Raw genomic sequence first — 12,417 nt, 5'->3', positions numbered from 1 at the left:
CGCCATGGATGACATTCCGCGCCAGCCGCCCGCCCGCCACGTGTTCAACGGCATGGTGGGCATTGGCGCGCTCCTGGTCTTCGATGGCAAGGGCGGCGTCACGCGCCACGAACCGACGGCCGCCGCGCCCTCGGTTCCGGCGCGGGGCTTCAAGCTCATCGTGGGCAATTCCAAATCGCCCGAATTCAAGGTCTGGCTGCGCGACGAGCTGGGCGCCTTCAACGCCGACCTCTTGACCGCCCCCTCCACCCGCGCCCGCTGCACGGTGATGGAGGACAAGGCCCTGGTCATGCTCCGCGTTGCCCGCCCCGGCGCCGCCCCCGACGATGTCGGCCGCCAGTTGCTCACCCTCTGGATTGAGAAGGGCCGCGTCATCATCGCGACCGAACTCAACATTCTCGATTTCCTCGGCCTGCCGCGTTGGGAGCAATCCCACCACGCCCCCGTTTCGCCCGCCGATCTGGTGGCGCGCCTGGGCCTGCGCGCCGCCGACCGCCTCGAACCGCTGATCGAAATGCTGGGCGATGGCCTCGACGAGATCGAGGAAGCCCTGATTCTCAAGAATCACACCAAGGCCCAGGACAATCTCGAGCATCTCCGCCGCACGCTGATCAATTTCCGCCGCCTGGTCTGGCCGCAGCGCGACGTGCTCAACACGCTCGAAATCGAGGACCTGTCCTTCTTCACCGCCAAGGATCGCCTGCGCCTGCGCGAAGCCTCCGCCCGCTCGGCCCGCATGGGCGATGAGCTGCAGGCCCTCTCCGAACGCGCCGTCCTCGTCCACGAACAGATGATCGACGACCGCGCCGAGCAGATGAACCGCATCATGCTCGTGCTCGCCGCCGTCACCGTGGTCTTCATGCCGCTGACCCTGATCACCGGCGCCCTGGGCATGAATGTCGCCGGCATTCCCTTTGCCGATCACGACAGCGCCTTCTGGATCGTCTGTCTGGGCCTCGTGGCCTTTGCCATCGGCATCATCTGGTGGATGCGCGGCCGCCACTGGCTCTAAGAGGCCCGCGCCTGCGTCAAAATGTGACGATTCAGCAACATTGCCCGCGATTCACTTTGTCGCACACCGCCGTCAACACTTTCGCGATGTTTCCCGCCACAATCTCACCCTAAACGAGACGACATAGGCATCTGGGGGCGGATGGTCTGTGGCGATGGCGTGGATGCGCCCGCCTATGCATTCCTCCTCCCGTGCCGGAACCGGCCAGTGATTATTTGCGCCCTGACGCCAAAAAGGTCAGCAAGCGCCGATATTTGAGCCGGGGAGGGGTGAGACTTTGGACGTGATTGACCTGGCCGCGACTGTTTCTGCCGATTTCCGGTCCGCCGAGCGCCGACTTGTGATCGGTTCGGCTGGAATCCGGTCACAAACTGGGTTTACCAAAACATTAACGCCTGCTTTCCACGCCGCCTCAAGTGGCAGAAAATGGCTGAAACCAATAAGGGACGCCGCCGGCATGTCTGGCGCGCCCGCCACGAGCCCGGAAATCCGGGCCGCGCAAGAAACGCCCGCCTGCCCGCCGGCAGGCAAAAGGAGTATGATGCGGACTATTAGGGGTACCTCCCTGATCTCCGCTGCGACGGCACTGGCGCTCGCCTTGGCGATGCATACCGTGCCTGCGTATGCGCAGACCGCGGCCGATGCCGCGCTGGATATGGCCAATATGCTCGATGGGGCAGGTGGTGGCGTGTCCGGCGACGATCTCCTCGCTGCCCTTGAGGATGCCGCCGAGGCCGGCCAGCCCATGGCCATGTGGCAGCTCGGTACCATGTATGAAAATGGCGAAGGCGTCGCCAAGGACCCGGCCAAGGCTTTCGGCTATTTCGCCCAGATCGCCAATCAGCACGCCGATGCCGCCCCCAAGGGCGTCGAATCCGACATTGTGGCGCAGTCCTTCGTCAAGGTCGGCGAATATTACCGCGAAGGCCTCCCCGACGCCGGCATTCCCGCCGATGCGGAGCGCTCGCACGCCCTGCTGCTGCACGCCGCCACCTATTTTGGCGACGCCGATGCGCAATATCGCGTGGGCCTGCTGTATCTCAACGAGGACGAACTCGGCGTCAATCCGCTGCAAAGCGCCCGTTGGTTCTCGCTGGCCGCCCGCAAGGGCCATTGCGGGGCCCAGGCCCAGCTCGGCCGCCTGCTGTTCAACGGCGTCGATGGCATTGCCGCCCAGCCCGTCGAGGGCCTGATGTGGCTCAACCTGGCCCAGCAACGCTGCGTCGGCACGGCTGACGCCGCATGGATCAACGACCTGATCAACCAGGCCAATTCCATCGCCTCGCCCGACCAGCAAGCTGAAGCCACCAAACTCGCCACCAGCATAGCGCCGCAATTCGCCGGCTTCTAAAACGCTGAACGGCCAACGCGGCGCCTTTCCACCCACAATGTCATTCCGGCGCAGGCCGGAACCTCTGCGCGCGGGACTCCGGCACGTGCCGCGGAGACTCACCAAACCCACCGCCGCTTCCCTCGGGCTCGACCCGAGGGCCACTCTCAACGCGGCACAAGCGGCGAATGATCCTCGGGTCAAGCCCGAGGAAGGCGACTGTGGTTATGACGTGAAGTTCGCCCCACCCACAGCGTCATTCCGGCGAAAGCCGGAATCCATGCTAAAGGCTCACCTCCCCACCGCCGCCTCCCTCGGGCTTGACCCGAGGGCCACCCTCAACACGGCACAAGCGGCGAATGATCCTCGGGTCAAGCCCGAGGAAGGCGACTGTGGTTATGACGCGAAATCCGCCCACCCACGGTGTCATCCTCGCGTAGGCAGGAATCCACTCTTCGTGCATGCGGCAGAGTGCTCACTCCACCGACTTGATCACCAACGCCGCGGTCTCCGCCGACAGCGCCCGCACGGCCTTGTCCGCTTCACCCGGCAAGTCCTCAAGGCTGCATCCAAACGGCACGGGCAGCGACAGGCGCTTGTCAGGCTCATCGTCCCACACCAGCAGCACGTGAGACTTCTTGGTCCGGAAATCGTGGTTGATCCCGACAATCGTCGCCGCTGCCATGGCTGCCTCCCTAAAAACTGAACCGTCCTTCGACCGGCACGTGATCGCTCGGCTTGTCCCAGCCGCGCACGTCCTTATGCACCGTCACCCCATCCAGCCGGTCGGCCGCTTGCGCCGACAGCATCAGGTGATCGATTCGAATCCCCGCATTGCGCCGCCACGCCCCCGCCTGGAAATCCCAGAACGTATAGGCCGGCTCGGCCGTCGTGGCGCGCAGTGCATCGGTCAGCCCCAGATTGCTCAGCGTACGGAACCGCTCAAGGCTCTCCGGCCGGTAAAGCGCATCGCCCCACCAGGCCGCCGGATCATGCGCATCGATCGGCGCCGGAATGAGGTTGAAGTCGCCCAGCAGCACGAAGGGCTCTTCCAGCGTCAGCCGCTCTTCCACAAATTTGGTCAGCCGGTCCATCCAGGCCAGCTTATAGGGGAATTTCTCGCTATCGACCGGATTGCCATTGGGCAGGTAAATATTGCACACCCGCACCGCCCCGGTTTCCACCGAGAACACGCCCTCGATCAGCCGCGCCTGCTCGTCGCTATCGTCGCCCGGCAGGCCCCGCGTCACCTCGTCGAATTTCAGCAGCGACAGGATGGCGACGCCGTTCCAGCTCTTCTGGCCATGCGTTTCCACATTATAGCCCAGCGCCTCGATTTCGGCCCGCGGAAAGCCCTCATCGACCGTCTTGATTTCCTGGAGGCAGACGATGTCCGGCTTTTCCTGCGCCAGCCAGGTCAGCAGGATTTCCAGCCGCGCCTTGATGCCATTGATATTCCAGGTCGCAATACGCATCGGGCAGTCTCCATTCACCGCAAGGGTAGTGTCCGCCGGAGCAGGGCGCAACCACCCGGCGCCCTCCACCCACAATCGCTTCCCTCGGGCTTGACCCGAGGGCCTTTCTCAACCCGGCACAAGCGGCGAATTACCCTCGGGTCAAGCCCGAGGGAGGCGGCGGTAGGGTGTGGAGAGGGTGCAAAACTATCGGCTCACCACGAAGCCCCTCACCGCAACCCCGCATAAATCGCATCGCGCACTTCCAGCGGATAGGCGCGATCACAACCCTCGAGCCCCGTATTGGTCATCGAAACCACACTGAGCCCGGCTGTCGGATCGATGAACCAGGTATGCCCATAAATCCCACCCCAGCGCGATGTCCCCACATTGGCTGGCGACTCGGCAAGCTTGGGATCCGCCAGCCATGCGCCGAAGAACCCGAACTGCCAGCCCGGCGACACCGATTGGGCCAGTTGCGGCGTCTGGTTGGCAAGGCCCAGTCCCACCGTTTCCGGCTTGAGCACCGCTCCGCCGCCTGTCCGCAAGGTTTCGAGCAGCGTCATATAATCCCGCGCCGTTCCCGCCATGCCGCCTCCGCCGGCATGATAGGCTTTGGCATCCAAAATCCGCCCGGGCGAATAGGTCGTAACCCCGCCCCATGGGCTGGGCACGCTATGCGGATCGCCCATCAGCACAGGCTCATCGGCCCCATCGGCATAGGCCGCGGCCAGCCGTGCCCTGTCGGTGGCGTGGAATGCCGTATCCACCATCCGCAATGGGCCGGTTACATATTTCTCGACGGCATCACCCAGCGTGCCGCCAACCAGCCTGCCGGCCACGGCGCCCAGCACATCGATGGCCGGAGAATAGGCCCACCCCGTTCCTGGCGCGAACAGCAGCGGCATGCTGGCCAGCCGCTCCATGTTCTCGTCCAGCGACAGGTGCCAGCGATCGAAATCGGGTGCCTGCTTCTCGGCCTCCGACAACGGGATATCCCCGCCGAGCCCGGCCGTATGCGTCAGCAAATGCCTGATGGTGATTGTGGGCGTGCTGCCGTCTTCCAGGCGCGGCGTGAAATAGGGCAGGTAGTCCGTCACCGCATTGTCGAGCCCGATCATGCCGGCATCCACCATGGCCAGGATCGTCGTTGCGACGATGGGCTTGGTCAGCGATGACAGGCGGAAGATTGCATCGGCCTGCATCGGGCGTCCCGCTTCCCGGTCGGCCAGGCCATATGCCGCTTCATGGATCAGCTCGCCATTGCGCCGAACCAGCAGCACTGCGCCAACGATGCGCTTTTCGTCTAGCGCCTTGCCGACCGCAGCATTGACCAATTGTTCCAGGCTCATGTCAGATCCTTTCCGCCGTAGACGGCGCGCAAGATGTCGTCGCGGAAGGGGCCGTTGCAGCCCTCGAATGTGGTATTGGTGCAGACCGCAATGGTAATCCGGTTGATCGGGTCGACCACCCAATTGTGCCCCCAGGCTCCGCCCCAGTCGACCGTGCCCTGGGGGCTTGGATTGTTGGCCGCCACCGGGTCGGCAAGCACCGCCCCGAGAAAGCTGAACCGCTTGCCCGCATCATGTTCGCGCCGCGGCAAATCGCCGATCTGGTTGGTCAGCGCCAGCGCCACGGTTTCCGGCGCCAGCAGGCCCGGCCGGCCATTATAGGCTTCGAGCATTTTCATGATGTCGTCGGTCGTGCCGGCCATGCCCGCGCCGCCATTCTGTGGTGCTGCGGGATTGAAGATGCGGCCAGGCGAAAATGTCGTGCCATGGCCTTCCGCATCCAGGATCACATGCGGCTCGCCCATGCGCACCGGCGGCGTGCCATCGGCATAAGCCGTGCTTAGCCGGGCCGGGTCGGTCACATGGAAATGGGTATCCACCATCCCCAGCGGCCCGGTCACATAGCGGCCCAGTGCATCTTCGACATTGGAGCCGTTGATAGCGGCCAGAACCCCGCCTAGCACATCGATGCTGGTGCCATAAGCCCAACCCGTGCCCGGCGCGAAGGCCAGCGGCACTCGGGCGATATTGGTCAGCGTCTCGGTCAGCGAATTGATCGGTCCCGACAGCCCGCCGCTGGCATCGGCCGGCACCCGTTCATAGGCCAGTCCCGATGTGTGGTTCAGCAAATGCCGGATGCGGATATCGGCCGGGCTGCCATCGGGATTGGCCGGCGTGAACCAGGGCAGGTAGCGCGTGACGCGATCGTTGAGCCCGATCAGCCCCAGATCGACCAGCCGCAGCACGGCCGTCGCGACGATCGGTTTGGTGACCGAGGCCAGCCGGAAAATCGCGTCCCGCCGCAGCGGCACATTGGCCTCGCGGTCGGCCAGACCGGCGGCCCGGGCATAGATTTCCTGCCCATCCTTGTTGATGATGATGACGCAGCCGACAATGCGCTGCACCAGCGCGGCATCAATCGCCGCGTCAACCCGTTCCACCAGCCCCATAAAATCCTCCGCTAGTTGCGGCGGAGACTATGGCGTGATTCTGCAGAGAACAATTGGTTTAGACGGCGAAACTCGTGCCGCAGCCGCAGGAAGCAACCGCATTCGGATTCTTGATCTGGAAGGCCTGGCCGATCAGATCGTCGACGAAGTCGATTTCCGAGCCGCCCATGAATTCGAGACTCATCGAATCGATCAGCACCACCGCATCGCCCTTTTGCAGAACGATATCGTCGCTGGCCGCCTTTTCCTGTACGAGGTTGTATTCATACTGAAATCCGGAGCAACCGCCCCCGGCCACCGAAATGCGCAACACCGTGCCCTCCGGCTCCTTGGACAGGATGCGGGAGACGCGCTTGGCAGCGCGGTCGGTCAGAACCACTTCGGTCGGGGCGAGCACAGCTTCGGTCATTTGCAATCCATGCCGTTCGTAATGTCATAACGGTCAGGCTAAAATAGTAACTCTGCCGGCCGTTGAAAAGGGCCAAAAAACATGGACCGCGATCACCGATGAGCGATACTGCTCCCTATGCCAGCAAACCCGAACACTCGCTCGGCCGTCTGTATGGCACCGGCCCCAGTCCCACGCGCTCCGAATTCCAGCGCGACCGTGACCGCATCATCCATTCCACCGCTTTCCGCCGCCTGCAGCACAAGACGCAGGTTTTCCTGCATCACGAAGGCCGCCACTTCCGTAACCGGCTGACCCACACGCTCGAAGTCAGCCAGATGGCCCGCTCCATCGCCCGCGCCCTGCTTCTCGACGAAGACCTGGCAGAAGCCGTCGCCCTCAGCCACGATCTGGGCCATACCCCCTTCGGCCATGCCGGCGAACGCGCACTGCACCATGTCATGGCGCCCTATGGCGGCTTCGACCACAATATCCAGGCCATCCGCGTCGTCACCCGCCTCGAAAACCGCTATGCCGAGCATGACGGGCTCAACCTCACCTGGGAAACCCTCGAAGGCATCCTCAAGCACAATGGCCCGCTGATCCACGCCGACGGCGCCCCCTATGGCCGCTACGCCCGCGAAGGCCTCCCAACCGGCCTCGACGACATCCCCGCCAGTGCCGATCTGCGCCTTTCCACCCACGCCTCGCTCGAAGCCCAGGCCGCCGCGATTGCCGACGACGTCGCCTACAATGCCCACGATATCGACGACGCCCTGCGCGCCGGCCTCATCGTCCTCGCCGATCTCGCCGACGTGCCCCTGGCCGGCCCCGTGGTCCGCGAAGTCCTCGCCCGCTACCCCGATATCGCCCCCAAGCGTCAGGCCCACGAAGTCCAGCGGCGCCTCATCACCCGCTCCATCGAAGACGTCATCGCCACCTCCGCCGCCAATATTGCCTCTGCCGGCGTCAAGACTGCTGAGGATGTCCGCACTGCCGGCCGTACCCTCGTCACCTTCTCGCCCGCCACCGCCGAAGCCGAACGCGGCCTCAAGCAATTCCTCTTCGATCGCGTCTATCGCCACGAGTCGGTGATGGTCCCCGTGCGCCAGAGCGAGGCGGTCGTCGCCGACCTCTTCGCCCGCTACATGCAGACCCGCGACATGCCCGGCCGCTGGGGCCTCGCCGCCGCCAATGCCCCAGACGACAATGCTCTCGCCCGCATCGTCGCCGATTTCATCGCCGGCATGACCGATCCCTATGCCCTCGATGAATATGCCCGGCTGTTTGACGCTAAGGTGGAATTCCGCTAACCCCGGCGCTCCTATACTTTCAGGTTTGTCATGGACGTTTTCGCCCTTTTTGCTGCGCGCGTTTCCAACGCTCTCTCGGTTCTTTACCCCGAAGCCGGTGCCGATCTCCTGGCCCGCATCGTGGTCGAGCCCCCGCGAGATAGCGCCCATGGCGATCTCTCCACCAATGCGGCCATGATCGTCGCCAAGCCCCTGGGCAAGAACCCGCGCGAAGTTGCCGCCACACTGGCCGAGCATTTCGGCAAGGACTCGGACGTGACCTCCGTGGAGGTCGCCGGCCCCGGCTTCATCAATTTCCGCCTCGCCACGCCCATCTGGCATCAGGTCCTGCGCGCCATCGCCCATCAGGGCGATGATTACGGCCGCTCGACGCTAGGGCAGGGGGAAGCGGTCAATATCGAATATGTGTCGGCCAATCCCACCGGCCCCATGCATGTCGGCCACACCCGCGGCGCCGTGTTCGGCGACACGCTTGCCGCGCTGATGGCCTATTCCGGCTACGAGGTCAGCCGCGAATACTACATCAATGATGCCGGCAGCCAGATCGATACGCTCGCCCGCTCCACTTTCCTGCGCTACCGCGAGGCCCTGGGCGAAACCATCGAGATTCCGTCCGGCTTCTATCCCGGCGATTACCTGATCCCGGTCGGCCAGGCGCTCAAGGCCGAGTTCGGCACCAGCCTGCTCGACAAGCCCGAGCCTGAAACCCTGGCCCTGGTCAAGGATCGGGTGCTGGCCGCCATGCTCGAATTGATCAAGGCCGACCTCGCCAAGCTCAATATCCATCACGATGTCTTCTTCTCCGAACGCACCCTGCACGGGCAGGGCGGCGCCATCGACACCACGCTCGATTGGCTGCGCCAGGAAGGCATGATCTATGAAGGCCGCCTCGAGCCCCCCAAGGGCAAGACCCCCGACGAGTGGGAAGATCGCGAGCAGACCCTGTTCCGCGCCACCGACTATGGCGACGATGTCGATCGCCCCCTGATCAAGTCGGATGGCACCTACACCTATTTCGCCGCTGATATCGCCTATCACCGCAACAAATATCTGCGCGGCTTCAAGCACATGATCAACGTGCTCGGCGCCGACCACTCGGGCTATGTCAAGCGCCTGCAGGCCGCCACCAAGGCCGTCTCGCTCAATGCCGCCGACATGGACGTGCGCATCTGCCAGCTCGTCCGGCTGATGAAGAACGGCGAGCCGTTCAAAATGTCAAAACGCTCCGGTGACTTGGTCACGTTGGCTGACGTTGTGGATGAAGTGGGCGCCGATGTTACCCGTTTCATGCTGCTGTTCCGGCGCAATGACGCCGCCATGGATTTCGACTTTGCCCTGGTCAAGGAACAGACGCGGGATAATCCCGTATTCTATGTCCAGTACGCGCATGCCCGCGCTTACTCGATCTTCAAGACCGCCAATCGCGATCTGCCAGCCCTCGATCTATCGCCCGAAGCCCTGGCCCTGGCCGAGATCGAACGCATCCAGACCCCTGAAGAACTCGACCTCGTGCGGGTTCTCGCCGCTTGGCCGCGCACCGTCGCTGCCGCCGCCGTGGCCCACGAACCGCATCGTATTGCCTTCTACGTGCATGACCTGGCCAGCGCCTTCCATAGCTTCTGGGCAAAAGGCAAGGATGATGTATCTTTGCGGTTTGTTAACGCTGACGATCCAAAGCTGACATTGGCTCGACTCGCGCTCGTCGACGCCGTCCGTCAGGTTTTGGTGAATGGCCTAGCAATTCTGGGCGTCTCCGCCCCGACTGAGCTTTCATAATTCGGGCGCATTACTGTGATGACTCGCGGCAAAATGCCTATACTGGGCGCCGTTGCAGTAACCAAGAAGGCGCTGCTTGATGACAACAGCGAAACCGGAGCCAATGGCCGGACAATCTGACGCCGACGACCTGATCGCCGAACTCGCCAAGCTGATGGCGCAGGATGCGCGCACCGATACGCCCGCGCCGTCCACCCCGCCGCCCGCTGCCGCCCAGCCTGTTGCTCCTCAGCCCCAGCCCACGCCATTCCCGGTTCGCATTCCGGGCGGCGATGCGCCGGCTGCCGCCAGTCCCGCGCCCGTGCCGCGTTTTGATTTCAACCGTCCTGCCGAAGCGCCCGCCGCGCAGCAGGCGGCAACCTCGCGTCGCGATCCCGAACCGGCTCCGGCCACGCCCGTCGCTCCTGCCGCCCCGGCTTCCACCCCGGTTGAGCCCAAGCGGTCCGACGATGCCTTCAATTTCGATCTGGATTTCGCGCCCAAATCCTCGCCTGTCAGCTCGCCCGTGCCGCAGGCCGCCAAGCCTGCCGAGCCGGCGCCTGTCGCCGTTCCGCCTGCCGCCACGCCGCAGCCGCCGGCAACACCCGCCAGCAGTGACTATGACAGCATTGCCGATCTGATTGCCGCCGAACTGCTGGCCGATACACCGGCCGAGCCGGAGGTAGCTCCGGCCCCCGTCAGCCCGCCGGTCGTTGCGGCCGCTACCCCGCAGGTGGGTCGCCCGGTCGTGTCGGGCGGTCAGGTTATCGGGCAGGAAGAGCGCGCCGAGCGCCGCCCGCCTAGCTTTGACGCTCCCGCACCCAAGCCGGAGGGGGACAGCTTCAAGATTCCGCCGGTCTTCGGGCTGGGCGGCCGTCCCGCAGCAAGCTCGACCTCCGCTGCATCCGAATCCGTCGCGCCCGTGCCCACGACCGAGCCGCGTGTCGAAACCCCGCCAGCGGCAGAAATTCCGGCCAAGGACGGCGACACGCTGGGCACCGACCCCATCGATGAGATCGAAAACCTCATCGGCCGCGCCGTCCGCGTCGATATGGAGCCTCCCGTCCAGGCCCGGCCCGCCGGTGAAAGACCCGTTGCGAGCCCCGCGCTGCGCAGCCTGGCTACGCCCACGCTGCAAGCGCAGCCCGAGCCTGCCGCAAGGGCGCCCCGTCCGGTATCGGATGTCGACGAAACCATTTTGGCCGCCGCTGCTGCGACCGGCGCCGATATCGGCTGGGTCGAGGCGCCCGATTCCGTCGAGGCCAAGCCCGGCAAGCGACGCGTAAAGGCTGATCGCGCCCCGCGCGCGCCGCGCAGCTTCAATTTCTCCCGTGCGCTGGCCGGCCCGGTCGTCGCCATCGTTCTGCTGGCCGCCGCAGGTCTCGGTCTCTATTGGGTCCTGGGCATGGGTGGCGGCGAAAGCGGTCCGCCGCCGGTGCTGACGGCCGATGCCACGCCCGTCAAGGAAACGCCGGCTGCCGAGCCGGCTGCTGCCAGCACGCCGCAATCGGTGGTTTTCAATGAAATCGATGGCGTGCAGCCGGGCAGCGAAGAACAATTGGTTTCCCGCGATCAGGCCGATGTCAACGAAGTCACCCAGGTCGCAACGCCTTCGGTGAGCGAGGAAGGCCTCGCCAACCGCAAGGTTCGCACCGTCACTGTCCGTCCCGACGGCACCATTGTCAGCGGCGACGAAACCGTCGCCGGTTCGGCCATGCTGCCGGTGGATCGCCCGACAGTGCCGGACGTCCCGGGTGCTGAAACGGCGAGCCCCGAGCTTGTCGCTGCCGCCCAGCCGCAGCCCGAACCCACGCCGCCCGCCCAGCCTGTCACCCCGCCCGTGACGCCGGTAACCCCAGGCGCGACCGTTCCCGCCGTCGATGCTGCGGGCAATCCGATTGCCGGCAAGACCGCGGTCGTGCCCCGTCTGCGTCCGGCGACATTTGCCCAGGCTGCCGCGGCGGCTCCCGCAGCGGCCGCGCCCAATACGGTGAACGCCATCATCGAGGCGGCAACGCCACCTGCCGCCGCGCCCACACCGGCACAGCAGCCGGCGCCCGGCCAGCCATCGATAACCGTGCCCGGCGCTACCGAGGTTGAAGCTCTGGGCAATGATGCGCCGGCCTATGTGCAGCTTGCCTCCCAGCGCAGCGAGGCCGAGGCCCGCCAGACGGCACAGGCCATGGTCAACCGCTTCGGTCCGCTCTTCGGCGGCGCCAATATGGAAGTGCAACGCGTCGATCTGGGCGCCCGCGGCATCTACTACCGCGTCCGCGTCCCGGCCACCTCCATGCAATCCGCCAACGAGATGTGCACCCAGGTCAAGGCCGCCGGCGGCGACTGCTTCACCATGTAGCCCCTGCACCTCTCCCTTTGGGGGAGAGGTCGGCCCGAATGGGCCGGGTGAGGGGGCCTTGCATTGTCCTCGACCTGACGGTCCCATCGCCTCCCTCCCCCTTGAGGGGAGGGATTGAGGGTGGGGGTTCTGAATTTTCCGTCGGCATGGAGTTTGTGGAGACCACAGCCCCCCACCCTGGCCCTCCCCTCAAGGGGGAGGGGACCGCGCGGTGGCTCTCGACCTCACAGTTGACGCATCCTGCCCAAAACCTGGCCCCCATAAAACCTCATAGAAACCGGCCCAGCGCTTGACGCTGCCCGGCCCAACCGCCAAGGATTGCAAGCATATCTTGCAAGGCGGCCACCG

10 protein-coding genes are annotated in these 12,417 nt (G+C 64.9%); 5 read left to right on the top strand and 5 right to left on the bottom strand.

Translation table 11 applies throughout. From position 1 onward, the window contains the following. The first annotated feature begins 4 nt into the window (after positions 1 to 4). Entirely contained in the window at positions 5 to 1,012 is a 1,008-nt protein-coding gene (locus tag QQL79_RS08830) for a CorA family divalent cation transporter (protein WP_284389930.1), read from the top strand. Between the two features lie 538 nt (positions 1,013 to 1,550). Beyond that, positions 1,551 to 2,363: a tetratricopeptide repeat protein gene (locus tag QQL79_RS08825; protein ID WP_284389929.1), complete on the top strand. Its 813-nt coding sequence runs from the start codon at positions 1,551 to 1,553 to the stop codon at positions 2,361 to 2,363. Positions 2,364 to 2,817: 454 nt separating this feature from the next. On the opposite strand, the gene QQL79_RS08820 is transcribed toward QQL79_RS08825, so the two are convergent. The 5 genes from QQL79_RS08820 to QQL79_RS08800 all read right to left on the bottom strand — a co-directional run bounded on the left by QQL79_RS08820 (position 2,818) and on the right by QQL79_RS08800 (position 6,666). Further along, positions 2,818 to 3,027, bottom strand: coding sequence for a hypothetical protein (locus QQL79_RS08820; protein WP_284389928.1), 210 nt, complete (start codon positions 3,025 to 3,027; stop codon positions 2,818 to 2,820). A 10-nt stretch (positions 3,028 to 3,037) separates the two neighbouring features. Then, positions 3,038 to 3,817: an exodeoxyribonuclease III gene (gene xth, locus QQL79_RS08815; RefSeq protein ID WP_284389927.1), complete on the bottom strand. Its 780-nt coding sequence runs from the start codon at positions 3,815 to 3,817 to the stop codon at positions 3,038 to 3,040. 209 nt (positions 3,818 to 4,026) lie between these two features. Continuing rightward, positions 4,027 to 5,148 (bottom strand): serine hydrolase domain-containing protein, encoded by a 1,122-nt coding sequence (locus tag QQL79_RS08810; RefSeq protein WP_284389926.1) that lies wholly within the window; start codon positions 5,146 to 5,148, stop codon positions 4,027 to 4,029. Further along, positions 5,145 to 6,257 carry a serine hydrolase domain-containing protein gene (locus QQL79_RS08805; protein WP_284389925.1) on the bottom strand — a complete coding sequence of 371 codons (1,113 nt, stop codon included), beginning with the start codon at positions 6,255 to 6,257 and terminating at the stop codon, positions 5,145 to 5,147. The genes QQL79_RS08810 and QQL79_RS08805 overlap by 4 nt, the downstream gene beginning before the upstream one ends. 58 nt (positions 6,258 to 6,315) lie before the next feature. Beyond that, positions 6,316 to 6,666 (bottom strand): HesB/IscA family protein, encoded by a 351-nt coding sequence (locus QQL79_RS08800; protein WP_284389924.1) that lies wholly within the window; start codon positions 6,664 to 6,666, stop codon positions 6,316 to 6,318. Positions 6,667 to 6,764: 98 nt separating this feature from the next. Between QQL79_RS08800 and QQL79_RS08795 the strand changes: the two genes are divergently transcribed. The 3 genes from QQL79_RS08795 (at position 6,765) to QQL79_RS08785 (ending at position 12,069) form a co-directional block, all read left to right on the top strand. After that, entirely contained in the window at positions 6,765 to 7,958 is a 1,194-nt protein-coding gene (locus QQL79_RS08795; RefSeq protein ID WP_284389923.1) for a deoxyguanosinetriphosphate triphosphohydrolase, read from the top strand. Positions 7,959 to 7,988: 30 nt separating this feature from the next. Further along, complete coding sequence (argS, locus tag QQL79_RS08790; RefSeq protein WP_284389922.1) at positions 7,989 to 9,734, top strand: arginine--tRNA ligase; 1,746 nt, start codon at positions 7,989 to 7,991, stop codon at positions 9,732 to 9,734. A gap of 103 nt (positions 9,735 to 9,837) precedes the next feature. Next, entirely contained in the window at positions 9,838 to 12,069 is a 2,232-nt protein-coding gene (locus QQL79_RS08785; protein WP_284389920.1) for an SPOR domain-containing protein, read from the top strand. Positions 12,070 to 12,417 lie beyond the last annotated feature (348 nt).

The organism is Devosia yakushimensis, assembly GCF_030159855.1.
Lineage (GTDB): Bacteria > Pseudomonadota > Alphaproteobacteria > Rhizobiales > Devosiaceae > Devosia > Devosia yakushimensis.
This window is presented reverse-complemented; position numbering and strand designations above follow the sequence as displayed.

What these genes read in the sequence shown, in the direction of transcription:
- QQL79_RS08830 (WP_284389930.1), top strand. Translation starts at nt 5, where the DNA reads ATGGATGACATTCCGCGCCAGCCGCCCGCCCGCCACGTGTTCAACGGC.
- QQL79_RS08825 (WP_284389929.1), top strand. Translation starts at nt 1,551, where the DNA reads ATGATGCGGACTATTAGGGGTACCTCCCTGATCTCCGCTGCGACGGCA.
- QQL79_RS08820 (WP_284389928.1), bottom strand. Translation starts at nt 3,027, where the DNA reads ATGGCAGCGGCGACGATTGTCGGGATCAACCACGATTTCCGGACCAAG.
- xth (WP_284389927.1), bottom strand. Translation starts at nt 3,817, where the DNA reads ATGCGTATTGCGACCTGGAATATCAATGGCATCAAGGCGCGGCTGGAA.
- QQL79_RS08810 (WP_284389926.1), bottom strand. Translation starts at nt 5,148, where the DNA reads ATGAGCCTGGAACAATTGGTCAATGCTGCGGTCGGCAAGGCGCTAGAC.
- QQL79_RS08805 (WP_284389925.1), bottom strand. Translation starts at nt 6,257, where the DNA reads ATGGGGCTGGTGGAACGGGTTGACGCGGCGATTGATGCCGCGCTGGTG.
- QQL79_RS08800 (WP_284389924.1), bottom strand. Translation starts at nt 6,666, where the DNA reads ATGACCGAAGCTGTGCTCGCCCCGACCGAAGTGGTTCTGACCGACCGC.
- QQL79_RS08795 (WP_284389923.1), top strand. Translation starts at nt 6,765, where the DNA reads ATGAGCGATACTGCTCCCTATGCCAGCAAACCCGAACACTCGCTCGGC.
- argS (WP_284389922.1), top strand. Translation starts at nt 7,989, where the DNA reads ATGGACGTTTTCGCCCTTTTTGCTGCGCGCGTTTCCAACGCTCTCTCG.
- QQL79_RS08785 (WP_284389920.1), top strand. Translation starts at nt 9,838, where the DNA reads ATGGCCGGACAATCTGACGCCGACGACCTGATCGCCGAACTCGCCAAG.